The following is a 15861-nucleotide window of genomic DNA, read 5'->3' on the forward strand; positions in this document are numbered from 1 at the left end:
CTGACCATGGACTTCGACTTCTCTCCCGAGCAAAAAGAGATCCAGCACCAGGCCGCGCGGCTGCTGGCCGAGCGATGTGACCTGCGTGCGGTACGCCGGGTTCTCGAAGGCGAGCAGGCGTTCGACAGCGCGCTGTGGAAGCAGGTCGCCGAGCTGGGCTGGCTCGGTGTCGCGATTCCCGAGAACTGCGGTGGGCTGGGTTCGAGTCCGAGCACCTTGTGCGTCATTGCCGAAGAGCTTGGCCGGGCGCTGGCCCCATTGCCGGTGGCGTCGTCGATCTACCTCGCGGCCGAGGCCATTCTCCAGGCCGGTGACGACGCGCAACAGCGCGAATTGCTGCCGGCGCTCGCGTCGGGCGAGCGCATCGCCACGCTCGCCGCGGCCGAGGGCACGCTGCCCCTGATGGCGCTGCAGCGCATCACGACGAGCGTGGCCGGTGGCCGCCTCTCGGGCACGAAGATGCCGGTGGCCGATGGCTTGGTCGCCGACTTCGCGGTGGTCAGCGCGCGGGCGGGCAGGGCGGCCGATGATGCGGTCGGTCTCTTCGTCGTCGACCTGCACGGCCCCGGTGTCGTGCGCCAGCCCCTGCAGTCGCTCGACCCGACGCGTCCGCTGGCTCGCCTGGTGTTCGACAACGCGCCGGCCCAGCCGCTCCGGCGCATCGAGCACGGTGCTGCCGCGCTGCGCCGCGTGCTCGACCGCGCGGCGGTGCTGATCGCCTTCGAGCAGATCGGCGGCGCCGACGCGGCGCTGGCCATGGGCGTGGAATACGCCAAGGTGCGCCAGGCGTTTGGCCGGCCCATCGGCTCGTTCCAGGCCATCAAGCACAAGCTGGCCGACATGTACACGCGCAACCAGCTGGCACGCTCGAACGCCTGGTACGCCGCCTGGGCGCTAGACGCCAGCCCGGCTGACCTGCCGCTGGCGGCGGCGGCCGCACGCATCGCCGCCAGCGATGCCTTCGAGTTCGCGGCCAAGGAAACCATTCAGACCCACGGCGGCATCGGCGCCACCTGGGAGGGCGACATGCACCTCTTCTACCGGCGTGCCAAGGGCCTGGCGCTGATGCTCGACAACCCGGCCAGCTGGCGCAACCGGCTGGTCGACACATTGGCGCGGCGCACCGCAGAAGTGAGCTCGTGACGCGCACGCCCAAGACCCGATTTACCCGCGCAATCGTCTATTTACACCGCCGCTCAAATGGCATACGCTTAATCTAACCTAGTTAACTATGTTGTCGTTTTGGCCAGCGGCTGAGGCGGCAGGAGAACCCGAATGGATCGCTTCGTCTTCAGCATGGATTCGCACGTCGTCGAGCCCCGCCCGTTGTGGCAGGAAGGCCTGCCGCCGCACCTGCGCGACCGCGCCTTGCGTGCAGAGCGCCGCGATGGCTACATCGTGATGACCGCCGACGGCAAGGACATGCACCGCATGCAGGTCGGCGACGGCAACTCCGACAACCCGCGCATCGGCGGCACCAACCCGGAGCTTCGCTTCCAGGACATGCGCAAGGACGGCATCGACGCCGAGCTGCTGTTCCCGAACCTCGGCATGATGTGCTACGCCATCGACGACGACGAACTCAGCTTCGCGTGCATGCAGGTCTACAACGACTGGCTCATGCAGAACTTCGGCGCACACCGAGACACCTTCGTGCCGACCGCGGTGCTGCCCATGCGCAACGTGGCGCAGACGCTCGACGAATTCCGCCGCGTGGTGGCGCTGGGCTACCGCTCGGTGATGCTGCCCACGCTGCCGCCGCTGGGCCTTCGTTACAACAACAAGGACTTCGATCCCATCTGGGCCTACGCGCAGGAGCAGAAGATCCCGCTCGCGTTCCACGTGGCCTCGGGGCTGACGCCGATCACCGAGCGCGGCCCCGGCGCTGCGATCATCAATTACACGCGGCTTGGCTTCGCGACCGAAGAACTGGTCACCTACATGGTGGCCGGCGGTGCGCTCGACCGGCACCCGGGCCTGACGATGGTGGTCATCGAAGCCGGCGCCTCGTGGATGGCGGGCCTGGGCGAGCGGCTCGACGAGGTGAACGAGGCTCACCAGTACTACGTCAAGCCCAAGCTGAGCCGCAAGCCGAGCGAGATTCTTTACCGGCAGGTCAAGGCCACGTTCCAGTTCGACCGCGCCTGCCTGACGACGATCCCGATCACCGGGCACGACTGCCTGCTGTGGGCCTCGGACTATCCGCACATGGAAGGCACCTTCCCGAACTCGCGTCGTGTCATCGACGGCGTGTTCGGCTACGCGGGCCTCGCGCCCGAGGTGCAGGCCGACATCCTCGGCGGCACGGCCGCGCGTTTATACGGTGTGCAGCCGCGCTCGTTGACCGACAAACTGGCCGCCTGACTGCCCCGCTGATATCCATCGCACACACGAGGCGCGCCACAGCGCCCACTACCGGAGACAACACCATGAGCGCCGTCCTGAAGAATCCCTCCCATCCGACGATGAAGCTGCCCTCTCCGACGCGAGACGTCGAGCAGGGCAAACGCGACATGGACGAGTACGGCCTGTGCGTGCACGAGGCCTTCATCAGCGGCGACCAGCTCAAGGCCATCAAGGACCGCCTGATCGAACAGGCCGAACTCGAATGCGAGCAGGGTGTGGCGCTGCTCAGCGGCCAGAGTCGCGGCGGCAAGACCTGGTACGGCCACCCAGAGCCGGGCGTGCTGCCGGGCTGGCAAGGCATCGCGGCGCTCTACAACAAGGGCCGTGTCTTCGTCGACTACCTTCGGCACCCGCTGTTCAAGGCCTACAACACACACGTGTTTCGCGGCGCCTCGGTTCACCTGTCGGCGATGACCGGGCTGGTGGTGCGGCGCGGTGCCGAGCCGATGGTGGTGCACGTGGACCAGCAGTTCATGCCCTATACCGAGGTGCCCACCTACCTGAACTGCATGCTCTGCCTCACCGATTTCGAAGAGGCGATGGGCGCCACCCGCGTGGTGCCGGGAAGCCACCGAGGCCCGTACCCGGCGCAAGCGTTCAGCGCCGAGCGCGGCGCGCATAACCCGGAGCCGATCGACACCGTGGCGGTCGAGGCCCCGGCCGGATCGGTGATCTTCTTCGAGAGCCGCACCTGGCACCAGTCGGGCATCTCCACCTCCGACAAGACCCGCTATTCGCTCACCACGCTGTGGCAGCAGCACTGGGTCAAGCCGATGGACAACATCGTCGAGAACCTGCATGACGCAGTGCATGCCTCGCTTTCAGACGAAGAGCTCGCGCTGTTCGGCTTCAAGGCCGAACCGAGCGGTCGGCTCGAGGCGCGCTCGCCCACCGGCCGCCAGAACACCAACCGCAAGACACCTTATGTGCCGGAGCTGCGCCGCGACAGCGACACGCGCGCCGTGGTGCTCGACGGCATGGGCGACCGCAAGGGCGCCGACGACGAAGCGCGGGCCATGGGAATGAAGGCCCGGACCTGAAGCCTCGCCTCCACGAACGACTCGCGACCTACGCACCGACATGAATCTGGGCTTTTCCGACGACCACGAAGCGATGCGGCAGGAGTTCCGCAAGCTGCTCGCTGCGGCGCACCCGCGCACGGCCTTCGAGGCGGCGCACGATGCTTCCGGCATCGGGGACGCAGCGCTGTGGCGTCAACTCGCCGAGTTCGGCTGGCTCGCGACTCGCGTGCCCGAGGCGCATGGTGGCAGCGGCCTGCCCGCGCTCGCGCTGTGCGTGCTGGCCGAAGAGGTCGGGCGGTACCTGTCCGCCGTGCCCTTCACTGCGTCGGCCTGCGGCTTCACGCACGGGCTGATGGGCTTTGCCGACGACCCGTCGGTGCAGGCCTTGATGGCCCGCCTGGTCGACGGCTCAGCACGCGGCGTGTTGCTGACCACCGAATGCTGGCCACATGCGCCAGCGTTGGGCGAGACCGCTGCACAGCGTGCCCCGCTCAGCGGTTTGGCGCGCAACGTGCTCGATGGCGCATCGGCCACCCATGCGCTGTGTCTGCAGGGAGCAGGCGCGACGAGCCGGCTGCTGCTGGTCACGCTTGAGGGCATCTCTCGCGTGCCGGCCGGCGACGTTCCGCTGGACCTGCTGCACCCGTGCTGTGACCTCGCTTTCGATCACCATCCCGCCCAGGTGCTGGCCTGCGGCACGGCCGCGCAGGACGCCTGGGAGCAGATCGTCGACGCGCATGCCTTGTTCGTCGCCTTCGAGCAGCTCGGCGGGGCGCAGGCCGCCCTCGACTCGGCGCGTGCCTACAGCGTGCAACGCTATGCCTTCGGCCGCCCGATCGGCTCGTTCCAGGCGCTCAAGCATTTGATGGCCGACATGCTGGTCAGCATCGACCTGGCGCGTTCGAACTGCTACTTCGGTGCTGCCGCGCTGGCAGTGGGAGGCGAACAGCTGACCGAGGCCGCGGCGGTGGCGCGCATCTCGGCGACCGAGGCGTTCCGCACCTGTGCGATCGGCAGCACGCAAGTCCACGGCGCGCTCGGCGTGACGTGGGAGGCCGACTGCCATCTCTTCTACCGCCGCGCCCAGGCGCTGGCCGCCAGCCCCGGCTCCTTGCGCAGCTGGAAGGAGCGGCTGGTCGCGCTGTTGCGCCGGCGCGCCAGTACTGCAGCAACCACGTCGCGCGCTGCCGAACCGGCGCTTGTCGGCGCCGCGACCTGATCGTGTCCACGATGACCTTGACCGACCTGCCTGTCCAGGAAGCCTTCCGCGCCGAGGCGCGGGCATGGATCCGCGCCCACGCGCCTTGGGACCGCATGGGCGAGATTCGGCGCATGCGCTTCGCGGGGCAACCCTTCGCCAGCGAGCATGAATGGCTGCGTGTTGCACGCGACTGGCAGCGCAAGAAGTTCGATGCCGGCTGGGCCTGCCTGGTCTGGCCGCGCGAGTACGGTGGCCGCGGCATGAGCCCGACCGAGAACGTGATCTTCCAGGAAGAGGAGGGCGTGTTCACCGAACTCTTCGGCCCCTTCATGATCGGCCAGGGCTTCGTCGCCCCCACGCTGATGGCCTATGCCAGCGAAGCGCAGAAGCGCCGCTTCCTGCCGCCGCTGGCCAGTGGCGAATCCATCTGGTGCCAGATGTTCAGCGAGCCCGGCGTCGGCTCCGATCTCGCCGGTGTGCGCACGCGCGCCACACGCTGCGAGGGCGGCTGGCGTGTGTCGGGCCAGAAGGTCTGGACCTCCGGCGCCCACCACAGCGACTGGGGCATCGTGCTCGTGCGCACCGACCCCGACCTGCCCAAGCACAAGGGGCTGACGATGCTCTTCGTCGACATGCACACACCCGGCATCACGGTGCGGCCGATCCGGCAGCTCTCGGGTGCAAGCCACTTCAACGAAGTGTTCTTCGATAACGTGTTCGTGCCGGACGAACAGCAGCTCGGGCCGGTCAACGAAGGCTGGAAGGTCGCGCTCACCACGCTGAGCAACGAACGCCTGACGATTGGTGCGAGCACCCCGGTCGGTTTCGACGAGATCTTCGAGCTGGCCAACCGCGCCGGCGAAGACGGCGTGAGTGCCATCGATTCGGAAGACGTGCGCCTGCGCCTGGCCGACTGGTATGCCAAGGTCACCGGCATGCGCTTCGGCGTGTACCGCATCCTCAGCACGCTGGAGCGCGGCGGCCAGCCTGGCGCCGAGGTGGCGGTGGGCAAGCTCGTCGGTGCGACCACCACGCAGGCGATCGCCGCCTTCGGGCTCGACCTGCTCGGCGCGCGCGGCCTGGCCACGACCGACGACGAAGTGCGCCAGTTCCACAGCATGTTCAGCTTCGGCGCGATCCACCGCCTGCAAGGCGGGACCGACGAGGTGCTGCGCAACATCCTGGCCGAACGCGCACTGGGCCTGCCGGCCGAGCCGCGGTCCGATCGTGGGCCTTTCCGCGAGGTGCCGACGGCGCCCGCTTCACCGGTGTGATGCGATGAATGGAATCGATGCCCGAGGCTTCCGCAACGCGCTGGGTGCGTTCACCACCGGCGTGACGATCGTCACCACCCGCGATGCCGAGGGCCACGACGTGGGCCTCACCGTCAACAGCTTCAACTCGGTGTCGCTGGAGCCGCCGCTGGTGCTGTGGAGCCTGGCGCGCAGCTCGGGCAGCCTGGCGGCGTTCGTCGAGGCGGAGTACTTCGCCGTGCACATCCTGGGCGCGCGGCAAGAAGCGCTGTCGAACCTGTTCGCCAAGCGCGGGGCCGACAAGTTCGCCGGCATCGAGCTGGGGCGCGGGCACGGCGGCGTGCCTTTGCTAGACGGCTGTGCCGCACGCTTCGAATGCCGCACTGCGTACCGCCACGAGGGTGGCGACCACGAAATCTTCGTCGGCGAGGTGCTGACCTTCGAGCACTTCGATGCGGCACCGCTGGTGTTCCAGAAGGGCGGCTATGCGGTGGCCGTGAAGAAGCCGCCGATCCGTCCGCTTGCTGAAACCGCAGGCGAGGAAATCGAGGGCAGCATCAACCGGGATGCGTTGATCTATCTGCTGGGCTGCGCGCACTCGATGCTGCTGAGCAAGATGCGGCCTGAACTGCATGCGCGCGGGCTGGACGACGACGACTACTTCATCCTCAACGTGCTTTCCACCGGCGAGCCGCGCACCGTCGCAGAGATCAATGCGCTGATGGCCTTTGCGGACCGGCGTGTCGACCCGGGGCGTGTGGAGGCGCTTGTCTACCGAGGCATGGTCGTGGGCGCACTGCTGCCCGAGATGCCGATGGCACAGTTCGGCATCACCCAGAACGGACGCCGCCTGATGATCGAACTGGCTGCGGTGGCGAAGGGCGCCGAGGAAGACGCACTGCAGCAGATCGACTATTCGGAAACGCACCTGCTGCGCAACCTGCTGAAGCGGCTGATCCGGAATACCGCTTCCGGCGTGCCGACCTTGTGGCCTCACAAGAAGACCGACACCGATCCGGTGCAGCCAACGGCCTGCTGAGTTTGAAGAGGTTCGCGCTGAGAGCGCTCGCGCATCCGCGCTGATCGCGCGTTCGGTACGGCCCAGGCGGGCCGATCGGCGGCAAGGCCTCTCAAGGGCTGCGGGTCGCCACCAGAATCTCCCACGAGGCATTGTTCAGGCCCGGGCGCTGCGTTTGTGCGTCCGCAGCATGAAACGACGGGTCTTGTGTGGTGCTCCGGTCGTGACCTGGTTCCATGGTGGACGCCAACCCGGCGTCTGCGGCCGATTTCGCAGGCACTGCAATCGACCCCGGAACCGCCCAGGCGGACAGCCCGCCAACCGCCAGCAAACCCAACACGAGTGCAGATCGACGCAGCATGATGTCCTCCTGTCTCGGCACCGGAATGCCAACCAACACAATCAACCTAGTTACCTAGGTTAGTTAATTTTGCGAGGGCCTGTATGCGGACTTTCCCCAGCCGGTGCCTGAAGGCTTTCCGGCAGGTGAGTCAGTCAATGAGATTCATTCGGCGCAGCTGCGCTATCACGGCGTCGGCTGCGGCCTCGGCGGCGAGTTGCGTGGTGTCGATGCGCAGCTCCGGCGAGACCGGTGCCTCGTAAGGTGAATCGATGCCGGTGAAGTTCTTCAAGCCGCCGCTGCGTGCCTTCTTGTACAGCCCCTTCGGGTCGCGCTCTTCGGCCACGGGCAGCGGCGTGTCGACAAACACCTCGCAGAACTGCCCATCCGCCACACGTGCCCGCGCCATGTCGCGCTCGGCGCGGAACGGCGAGATGAACGACACCAGCGTGATCAGCCCCGCGTCCACCATCAGTCGCGCCACCTCGGCCACGCGGCGAATGTTCTCGACACGGTCGGCTTCGGTGAAGCCGAGGTCCTTGTTGAGGCCGTGTCGTACGTTGTCGCCATCGAGCAGGTAGGTGTGGCGGCCGAGTGCATGCAGGCGCTTTTCAACCAGGTTGGCGATGGTTGACTTGCCCGCGCCCGAGAGCCCGGTGAACCACACGACGGCGGGCTGCTGGCCTTTCAGCGCGGCGTGTGCGCGCTGGTTGACCTCGATCGACTGCCAGTGGATGTTGTGCGAGCGGCGAAGCGCGAAGTGCAGCATGCCGGCACCGAGCGTGTTGTTGCTGAGCCGGTCGACGAGGATGAAGCCGCCGGTGTCGTGGTTGCGCTCGTAGGGGTCGAAGGCGATCGGGCGGTCGAGGTTCAGGTTGCAGACGCCGATCTCGTTGAGCTCCAGCGTTTTCGCGGCAAGGTGCTCCAGCGTGTTGACGTTGACCTTGTACTTGGGCGCAGCCAGCGTAGCGCCCACCGTGCGGGCACCGATCTTCATCAGGTAGGGCCGGCCGGGCAGCATCGGCTCGTCGCTCATCCACACCAGGTTGGCCTCGAACTGGTCGGCCACTTCGGGCTGAGCATCGGCTGCAGCGAGCACGTCGCCGCGGCTGATGTCGATCTCGTCGGTCAGCGTCAGCGTGACCGACTGGCCTGCCACCGCCAGCGCCAGGTCGCCGTCGTGCGTGACGATGCGTGCGACGCGGCTTTCGCGGCCCGAGGGCAGCGCGCGCAGGCGGTCGCCCGGCCGCACTACGCCGCCGACGATGCGGCCCGAGAAGCCGCGGAAGTCGAGGTGGGGGCGGTTCACCCACTGCACCGGCATGCGGAACGGCTGCGCCTGTGCCGTCTCGGCGTCGATCTCCACGCGTTCGAGATGCTCCATCAGCGACGGGCCGTCATACCATGGTGTGTTCGGGCTGCGCTCGGTGATGTTGTCGCCGCGCAGTGCCGACATCGGGATGGCAGTGAACGAGCCCAGGCCGATCTCCTGCGCGAACGTGCGGTAGTTGGTAACGATGCCGTCGAACACGGCCTGGTCGTAGCCGACCATGTCGAGCTTGTTGACGGCCAGCACCACGTTGCGGATGCCGATCAGACTCACCAGGTAGCTGTGGCGGCGCGTTTGCGTGAGCACGCCCTTGCGCGCGTCGATCAGGATCACCGCCACGTCGGCGCTCGAGGCGCCGGTGACCATGTTGCGCGTGTACTGCTCATGGCCCGGCGTGTCGGCGACGATGAACTTGCGCCGGTCGGTCGAGAAGAAGCGGTACGCCACGTCGATGGTGATGCCCTGTTCGCGCTCGGCGGCCAGGCCGTCGACGAGCAGCGCGAAGTCGAGTTCACCGCCTTGCGTGCCGACCTTTTTCGAGTCGGCTTCCAGCGCGGCGAGCTGGTCTTCGAACAGCATCTTCGATTCGTACAGCAGCCGCCCGATCAGCGTGCTCTTGCCGTCGTCGACGCTGCCACAGGTGATGAAGCGCAGCAGGCTCTTGTGCTGGTGCGACTCGAGGTACTTGCCGATGTCGCGGGCGATGAGGTCGGAAACGTGGGCCATGATCAGATGGACTCCCGCAGGGCCGCCCCAAGGGAGGCCAGCGCCCCCTCGGGGGGCAGTGAACGAATGTGAGCGTGGGGGTTCAAAAGTACCCCTCTTGCTTCTTCTTCTCCATCGAGCCGCTGGAGTCGTGGTCGATCAGTCGCCCCTGGCGTTCGGACGTGCGCGCGAGCAGCATCTCCTGGATCACGTCGGTGAGCGTTGCCGCGTGGCTTTCGACCGCGCCCGTCAGCGGGTAGCAGCCCAGCGTGCGGAAGCGAACGCTCCTGGTCATCGGCACCTCGCCGGGCTTGAGCGGCATGCGCTCGTCGTCGACCATGATGAGCATGCCGTCGCGTTCGACCACCGGGCGCGGTTGCGCGAGGTAGAGCGGCACGATGGGGATGTTCTCGAGGTGGATGTACTGCCAGATGTCGAGCTCGGTCCAGTTCGAGATCGGGAACACGCGGATGCTCTCGCCGACGTTCTTGCGGGTGTTGTACAGGCGCCAGAGTTCGGGCCGCTGCAGCTTCGGGTCCCAGCGGTGCTGCGCGGAGCGGAACGAGAAGATGCGCTCCTTGGCGCGCGACTTCTCTTCATCGCGGCGCGCGCCGCCAAAGGCCACGTCGAAGCCGTGCCGGTCCAGCGCCTGCTTGAGCCCCTGCGTCTTCCACACGTCGGTGTGCACCGACGAGCCGTGGGTGAACGGGTTGATGCCGCCAGCGAGTGCCTCGGGGTTCTGGTGTACCAGCAGCTCGAGCCCGAGCGAGCGCACCATCTGGTCGCGAAACGCGTACATCTCGCGGAACTTCCAGGTGGTGTCCACGTGCAGCAGCTTGAACGGCGGCTTGCTCGGGTAGAACGCCTTCATGGCCAGGCGCAGCATCACCGAGCTGTCCTTGCCTATCGAGTAGAGCATCACCGGGTTCTCGGCTTCGGCCACGGCCTCGCGCAGGATGTCGATGCTTTCGGCTTCCAGGCGTTGCAGGTGCGTGAGGCGCAGCGGCGCGGTGGTCGTTGCGAGCGTGGACAGGTCGGTCAAGTCAGACAGTACGGCAGCCATCAGCGCTCCAATGCCACGTGGTAGCGCCGCAGGTAGGCGCCGAAATGGCGATCGATCTCGGCGTGCTCCACGCCGAACTCTTCGCCGCTGTAGATGTGTTGCGGCCCGGCGGCATGCTCGCCGCGGTCGCGTGCCAGCCAGGCCGTCATCGCGGCTTCGGCCTCTGCGCCGAGCGGCATGCCGAAGTGGTCGTAGATGCGGCGCACGACCGACATCGGCTCGGCCTGCACGTCGGCGTAGTGCGCGTCGACGAAGCGGTCGCGGTACTCGGGCCGGTCGCGCAGCGCGTCCACCCGCTGCAGCCCGGCGGCCTGCAGTTCGACCATGCCGAAGCTGCCGGCGGGCCGCAGCGTCGAGTAGAGCTTGCGGTACTGCAGCAGGTTGTTGGCGAGCGACGGAATGATCCTGGCCGGGTCCCGGTGGCACTGGATCAGGCACGCATCGGGATACACCGCCAGCAAGGTATCGAGCCAGGCCATGTGCGCCGGTGTCTTCAGTACCCAGCGGGCGCCGCGGTGCCGGTGCTGCAGGTGCTGCAGAAAGCGCTTGTGTGCTTCGTACACCGGCCGCATGTCGCCGCCATAGAGCAGCTTCGTGTAGCTGGGCACGTTCCACCACGCCATGTAGTTGACGGTGCGCAGTGTGTACTCCCAGATGAAGTTGCACTCTTCGGGCCGGCGCGCGCCGAAGGGGTGGATGGCCTGCAGTCCTTCGTCCAGAAAGCCGATCTCCCGCAGCTTGCGCTGGCATTGTTCGATGCGCGGGTCGTCGCGCCACATTTCCCGCTCGGGGGGCGGCGAGGGGAACATGATTTCCCACGTCGCGGGCGAGCGGTTCGCCGGGTCCTGCGTCAGCAGGTTGTGCAGAAAGGTCGTGCCCGAGCGCGGCAGGCCGATCACGAACACCGGCGCGATGATCTTCTCGGCGGCGATGCCGGGCAGGCGCGTTCGGTCCGCAGCCATCTTCAGGCGGCCGCACAGCACGTCGTGCAGGTGGCGCTGCGCGATGCGTTCGCCTTGCTCGTGCAGTTGCGCCTCGTCATTGAGCGCGTCCACGAGCACGCGCAAGGGCTCGCGAAAGTCGTCGCCGCCCCAGTCGTTGAGGCCGGTCGCGCGTTCGGCCTCGGCAATCATCGATTGGTCATCGAGTGAACTCATCGCGGGTTCTCGAGTGAAGGTTCAGTCTTCGCGCAGGCGGCGCATGTAGCCGGCCGTGCGCGCGGCGATCTGCGCGGCACGGTCGGTCGCTGTCAGGCGGCGAGTGGGGCAGGGCAGCAGGGCGTCGATACCGGTCCGCTTCACGACGCCGGCGTGCCGTACCGACCGCTCGGGCACCAGCGCACCCGGTGCCATGGCCTGCCAGCGGATCAGCAGCGTGCCCTCGTTCAGGCCGGCGGTGTCGATCCAGTTGTGCAGCTGCGGGTCACGCGGCGAGACGACGAAGGTGATCGTGCCGTCGGCGTTGGCTTCAGCCTGCGAGGCGTTCAGGCTTGCGGTGTGGGCGACGTAGTCGGGCGCCGCACCCCAAGGGTCGGCAATCTGGAAGCCGAGGTACGCGGCACCCATCGGATCGATGGTCACGACCAGCGCCTCGTCGTCTGCGAGCCGCCATTGCGCGCCGGCGGTGGCCTGTTTCGCGTAGGCGAAGTTCGTGGCGCCGGCCATCGGGATGGTGTTGTGCGGAAGCCGGCCGAACCACTTGGGCATCGATGCGATCCAGTACGGCACCGCGCGCTCGGCGATCTGCACGGCGCGCCGCGCGAGTTCGGCGTCGTCAGCAGGTCTTGCCACCGGGCCGGACCGGCGCGTGACCTCCAGCTCGATCGGCGATTCGGCGGCCCAGTCGTGCAAGGAGTCGCGCACGAACAGCAGCTTGGCGCGCGGATTCACCTGCAGGTGGTTGCGCCGCCCGTCGGCCGGGCGCGGATCGACGCTGAGGGTGAAGCGGCCGTGGGCATCGACATCGATCTCGTCCAGCGTCAGCACGCCCAGCGAATGCGAGTCTTCGCCGTTGCCGGGGTAGGCGCTGAAGACCGTGAAGCTCACGTCGGGGCCGCTCTTGGGTGGCACCCGCCCCTGCAGCTCGTAGTGCGAGGTATCGTCGATCGCGATCACGCGGTAGATGTTGTCCGGGTTGTCCACGCCGTGGCGCGCGCCAGGCACCTCATGCCCGAGCCAGCGGTGGGGCAGGTTGATGGTCCAGCAGGCACGCGGGTTCGCCGGGTCCATGCTCACTGCGCAAGTGGTGGCACTGAAGACGATTTCGCGCAGGTTCTGCTCCAGCGTGGCGAGGCCGGCGGCGGTTTGCGCGCGCGGGTCGGCGAGGAACTGCGGGCGCAGCCCGGCCATGGCGCGCTGTACGGCGTCGGACTCGAACAGGCGCAAGGCCTGCGCTTCGATCTCGCGCTGTGCTGCGGTGGCCAGTGAGCTGGTGAGCATCGCGGCGCGTCCTAGAACAGGCTCTTCGTGTAGCCGCCGTCGAGCCGGATGGTCTCGCCGGTGAGGAACGCAGCCTGTGTCGAACACAGGAAGGCGGCCAGTGCGCCCATCTCCTTCGGCTCGCCCCAGCGGCCGACGGGAAGCATCTTCCGGTACCAGTCAGCGGTCTTCACGCCGGTGCCCGAGGCGCGGTAGTCGCGCGAGAGCTCGCTCTCGAACGGGCCGGTGGCAATGGTGTTGGCGGTGATGCCGTGCGGCCCTTCTTCCTGCGCCAGGGTCTTCATCAGCGCGGCCACCGCGACGCGCGTGTTGGTGGCCGGCATCGGGTCGTCGAGGTGAGGTGTCTTCATCGCGATGGAACCGATGTTCAGCAGGCGGCCCCAGCCTTTCTCGCGCATCGCCGGCAGCACCTGGCGCGCGAGATACACAGTGCTCATCACGAAGCATTGGTAGACGTGCAGGAAGTCGGCGTCCGAGCAGTTCTCGAAACCGCGCCAGCGGTTGGTCGAACGATCCGGCACGGGGCCGGGCGAGTTGATGACGAGGATGTCTGGCGCGCCGAACGCCTCGCGCGCGGCCTGCACGATCTGCGCCGCGCCGGCGGGTTCCGTCATGTCGGCGACCACGCCGCTCGCGGTGCCTCCGGCGGCGCGGATAGCCGCGACCGTCGCCTCCACCGGCTCGCGCTGGCGCCCGCTCAACAGCACCCGCGCACCCTCGGCCGCCAGCACCTCGGCGATGCCTCGCCCGCAGCCCCGGCTGCCGCCGGCCACCACCGCCACCTTGTCGCGCAGACCCAGTTCCATGGGACTCGTCTCCGTGTTTGTTCGGTTGACGCCCTACCGGTCGGTAGGGAGACTGTCGCAACCATAGGCACGTGCCATCGTCTCGTCAACACATAGTTAACTGATTTAGCTTTCACTCATGGAAAACACCGACCCCTCGACCGCCCCGGGAACACGCGAACGCGCTATCGAGCAGGCCGACCGTTTGCTCACGCAGGGCGGCTACGCGGCGATGTCGCTCGAGGCCGTGGCGCAGGCAATCGGCATCCGCAAGCCCAGCCTGTACCACCACTTTCCGCGCGGCAAGGACGAGCTCTTCATCGCCGTCGTCGAGCGCCGCACCGTGCTCGACGGTCTGCTGCTGGCGCGGGCCATCGAGGGCCTACCAGACACCTTTGCGCGGCTGCGGGCGATCGCCGCGCACTTCAACGAGGTGGCGCAGACGCGGCCGTACCACGCGCTCATCGACATGGCGGCGCATCTGCCCGAGCAACACCGCGACCTCGTGCGCCGACTGATCGAAGCGCGCGTGATGGCGCCGGTGCGCGATGTCTTTGCCGCAGGCGTGGCTGGTGGTGACCTGCGGCCTTGCGACCCGGAACTTGCTGCGCTGGGTTTCGTGATGCTGATGGCCAGCATGGGCAAGATCGGCAAGGCCGACCCACGGCGCGCGGCCTTGCCCGACTTCATCGTCGACGTGTTCGCCGACGGCTTGCGCGGCAGCGCGCCCACCTCGCGCGCACGTCGGTCTAGGAGTGCAGGCCGATGACTCGGCGCATTGCCATCGTCGGCGGAGGCTTGAGCGGCACGCTCACGGCCGTGCACCTGATGCGCCGTGCGCTGCGCGACGACCTGCACATCACACTGGTCAATCGCTCGGGCCCGCTGGCGCGCGGCGTGGCCTACGGCACGCGCAGCGACGCGCATGTGCTCAACGTGCCGGCGGGGAGGATGAGCGCGTTCGACGATGACGAGGGCCACTTCCTGCGCTTCGCACAGCGCGAGGACGCGTCGCTTCACTCGGGCAGTTTCGTGCGGCGCGAGCGTTACGGTGATTACCTCGAATGGACGCTTCGCAGCGCGCAGGCTGCGCTGGCCGAGCCGGGGCGCTTCGTTCACCTCGTCGGGCATGTGCACGACCTGCAGGATGCCGGCGACCACGGTACGCTGCAGGTCGGCGATTCCACGCCCTGGGAGGTCGACCGCATCGTGCTCGCGCTCGGCCACTTTGCGCCGGCCGATCCGGCGTTGGTCGATCGCAGCTTCTTCGATTGCAGCCCTCGCTATGTGCGCGACCCGTGGGGACCGGGTGCGCTCGATGGCATTGACTTGCAGCGTCCCGTGCTGCTGGTCGGAACCGGGCTGACGATGGTCGACACGGCGTTGGCCCTGCGGGCGCGCGGCCATGCGGCTGGCTTGCATGCGCTGTCGCGGCGCGGCTTGCTGCCGCAGGCTCACCGCAGCCATGCAGCACCCGGCGAGAAGGCGGTGCTACCGGACGATTTGCTCTCGGGCCCGCCCGACTTGCGCCTGTGGCTGCAGCGTCTGCGCGTGCAGTGCCGTGCTCATGAGGCGCAGGGCATGGACTGGCGCGACACGCTCGCCACACTGCGCGCTGCCACGCCCGCGTTGTGGCAACGGCTTGACCTGCGGCAGCGATCGCAGTTCATGCGCCATCTCCAGGCCTACTGGGATGTGCACCGGCATCGCCTGGCACCTCAACCCGCGGCGCGCCTGGAGGCATTGCGCGCGTCGGGCACGCTGCAGACCTACGCCGGTCACCTGGTGGCCATCGTCGACGAAGGTGAATCGGTCGATGTCAGATTCCGCCCCCGGGGCAAGTCAGAAGCGAAGGTGCTGCAGGTCGGTGCCGTCGTCAACTGCACCGGCCCCGGCACGCAGCTACCGCAGGCCAGCGAACCCCTGATGCGGGCCTTGCTGGCGCGCGGCCTGCTGCAGCAAGACCCGTTGCGCCTGGGGCTCGCCGTGGCCGACGACCACGCGGTGATGCGTGCAGACGGGCGTGCCTCGCAAGTGCTGCACTACATCGGCCCATTGCTGCGGGCGCGCTACTGGGAATGCACTGCCGTGCCGGAGTTGCGAGGGCACGCGCAGCGGCTGGCAGCTACGCTCTGTGGGTAGCAGGGCTATCGCATCAGTTGGAGAGGAGGCAGAAGCGGGCCCGGCGGCTGGTTCGATCCGTTGCTGCCTTTGATCTCTATCTGAGCGACCGCCGTGCAGCGTGGCCGGCCCTTCGGTCACCAGTGCCGAACGCACGCTGTCGGCCGCATACCTGTCAC

At 67.7% G+C, this 15861-nt stretch carries 13 protein-coding genes; 8 read left to right on the top strand and 5 right to left on the bottom strand.

Annotation, left to right across the window (positions count from 1 at the left end):
• The first annotated feature begins 6 nt into the window (after positions 1–6).
• The 6 genes from AC1DYS_RS25270 (at position 7) to AC1DYS_RS25295 (ending at position 6921) form a co-directional block, all read left to right on the top strand.
• On the top strand, positions 7–1143 hold the full coding sequence (locus AC1DYS_RS25270) for an acyl-CoA dehydrogenase family protein (protein WP_477904303.1): 1137 nt from the start codon (positions 7–9) through the stop codon (positions 1141–1143).
• A 132-nt stretch (positions 1144–1275) separates the two neighbouring features.
• Positions 1276–2364 (top strand): amidohydrolase family protein, encoded by a 1089-nt coding sequence (locus AC1DYS_RS25275; protein WP_477904305.1) that lies wholly within the window; start codon positions 1276–1278, stop codon positions 2362–2364.
• Between the two features lie 65 nt (positions 2365–2429).
• A complete protein-coding gene (locus AC1DYS_RS25280; protein ID WP_477904307.1) occupies positions 2430–3446 on the top strand; it encodes a phytanoyl-CoA dioxygenase family protein in 1017 nt (338 codons plus the stop codon).
• A 40-nt stretch (positions 3447–3486) separates the two neighbouring features.
• Positions 3487–4647 carry an acyl-CoA dehydrogenase family protein gene (locus AC1DYS_RS25285; RefSeq protein WP_477904309.1) on the top strand — a complete coding sequence of 387 codons (1161 nt, stop codon included), beginning with the start codon at positions 3487–3489 and terminating at the stop codon, positions 4645–4647.
• A gap of 11 nt (positions 4648–4658) precedes the next feature.
• The gene (locus AC1DYS_RS25290; protein ID WP_477904311.1) at positions 4659–5903 is read left to right on the top strand and encodes an acyl-CoA dehydrogenase family protein; all 1245 of its coding nucleotides are present in this window, start codon (positions 4659–4661) and stop codon (positions 5901–5903) included.
• A 4-nt stretch (positions 5904–5907) separates the two neighbouring features.
• Positions 5908–6921: a flavin reductase family protein gene (locus AC1DYS_RS25295; protein ID WP_477904313.1), complete on the top strand. Its 1014-nt coding sequence runs from the start codon at positions 5908–5910 to the stop codon at positions 6919–6921.
• A gap of 470 nt (positions 6922–7391) precedes the next feature.
• On the opposite strand, the gene cysN is transcribed toward AC1DYS_RS25295, so the two are convergent.
• The 5 genes from cysN to AC1DYS_RS25320 form a co-directional block, all read right to left on the bottom strand.
• Positions 7392–9296 carry a sulfate adenylyltransferase subunit CysN gene (gene cysN, locus AC1DYS_RS25300; RefSeq protein ID WP_477904315.1) on the bottom strand — a complete coding sequence of 635 codons (1905 nt, stop codon included), beginning with the start codon at positions 9294–9296 and terminating at the stop codon, positions 7392–7394.
• An 82-nt stretch (positions 9297–9378) separates the two neighbouring features.
• The gene (gene cysD / locus AC1DYS_RS25305) at positions 9379–10338 is read right to left on the bottom strand and encodes a sulfate adenylyltransferase subunit CysD (RefSeq protein WP_477904317.1); all 960 of its coding nucleotides are present in this window, start codon (positions 10336–10338) and stop codon (positions 9379–9381) included.
• Positions 10338–11495: a sulfotransferase family protein gene (locus AC1DYS_RS25310; RefSeq protein WP_477904319.1), complete on the bottom strand. Its 1158-nt coding sequence runs from the start codon at positions 11493–11495 to the stop codon at positions 10338–10340. Before AC1DYS_RS25310 ends, cysD begins: the two co-directional genes overlap by 1 nt.
• Before the next feature lie 21 nt (positions 11496–11516).
• A complete protein-coding gene (locus tag AC1DYS_RS25315; RefSeq protein ID WP_477904321.1) occupies positions 11517–12776 on the bottom strand; it encodes a DUF1214 domain-containing protein in 1260 nt (419 codons plus the stop codon).
• 11 nt (positions 12777–12787) lie between these two features.
• The gene (locus AC1DYS_RS25320) at positions 12788–13582 is read right to left on the bottom strand and encodes an SDR family oxidoreductase (protein ID WP_477904323.1); all 795 of its coding nucleotides are present in this window, start codon (positions 13580–13582) and stop codon (positions 12788–12790) included.
• Positions 13583–13700: 118 nt separating this feature from the next.
• On the opposite strand from AC1DYS_RS25320, the gene AC1DYS_RS25325 reads away from it, so the two are divergent.
• Together AC1DYS_RS25325 and AC1DYS_RS25330 are read left to right on the top strand one after the other, a co-directional pair.
• Entirely contained in the window at positions 13701–14330 is a 630-nt protein-coding gene (locus tag AC1DYS_RS25325) for a TetR/AcrR family transcriptional regulator (protein ID WP_477904325.1), read from the top strand.
• Positions 14327–15703 carry an FAD/NAD(P)-binding protein gene (locus tag AC1DYS_RS25330; protein ID WP_477904327.1) on the top strand — a complete coding sequence of 459 codons (1377 nt, stop codon included), beginning with the start codon at positions 14327–14329 and terminating at the stop codon, positions 15701–15703. Before AC1DYS_RS25325 ends, AC1DYS_RS25330 begins: the two co-directional genes overlap by 4 nt.
• Positions 15704–15861: the final 158 nt, after the last annotated feature.

The sequence above is a fragment of the Rhizobacter sp. P2_G4 genome, assembly GCF_056403575.1.

Coding starts and splice junctions, on each gene's coding strand:
- AC1DYS_RS25270 (WP_477904303.1), top strand. CDS start 7: ATGGACTTCGACTTCTCTCCCGAGCAAAAAGAGATCCAGCACCAGGCC.
- AC1DYS_RS25275 (WP_477904305.1), top strand. CDS start 1,276: ATGGATCGCTTCGTCTTCAGCATGGATTCGCACGTCGTCGAGCCCCGC.
- AC1DYS_RS25280 (WP_477904307.1), top strand. CDS start 2,430: ATGAGCGCCGTCCTGAAGAATCCCTCCCATCCGACGATGAAGCTGCCC.
- AC1DYS_RS25285 (WP_477904309.1), top strand. CDS start 3,487: ATGAATCTGGGCTTTTCCGACGACCACGAAGCGATGCGGCAGGAGTTC.
- AC1DYS_RS25290 (WP_477904311.1), top strand. CDS start 4,659: ATGACCTTGACCGACCTGCCTGTCCAGGAAGCCTTCCGCGCCGAGGCG.
- AC1DYS_RS25295 (WP_477904313.1), top strand. CDS start 5,908: ATGAATGGAATCGATGCCCGAGGCTTCCGCAACGCGCTGGGTGCGTTC.
- cysN (WP_477904315.1), bottom strand. CDS start 9,296: ATGGCCCACGTTTCCGACCTCATCGCCCGCGACATCGGCAAGTACCTC.
- cysD (WP_477904317.1), bottom strand. CDS start 10,338: ATGGCTGCCGTACTGTCTGACTTGACCGACCTGTCCACGCTCGCAACG.
- AC1DYS_RS25310 (WP_477904319.1), bottom strand. CDS start 11,495: ATGAGTTCACTCGATGACCAATCGATGATTGCCGAGGCCGAACGCGCG.
- AC1DYS_RS25315 (WP_477904321.1), bottom strand. CDS start 12,776: ATGCTCACCAGCTCACTGGCCACCGCAGCACAGCGCGAGATCGAAGCG.
- AC1DYS_RS25320 (WP_477904323.1), bottom strand. CDS start 13,582: ATGGAACTGGGTCTGCGCGACAAGGTGGCGGTGGTGGCCGGCGGCAGC.
- AC1DYS_RS25325 (WP_477904325.1), top strand. CDS start 13,701: ATGGAAAACACCGACCCCTCGACCGCCCCGGGAACACGCGAACGCGCT.
- AC1DYS_RS25330 (WP_477904327.1), top strand. CDS start 14,327: ATGACTCGGCGCATTGCCATCGTCGGCGGAGGCTTGAGCGGCACGCTC.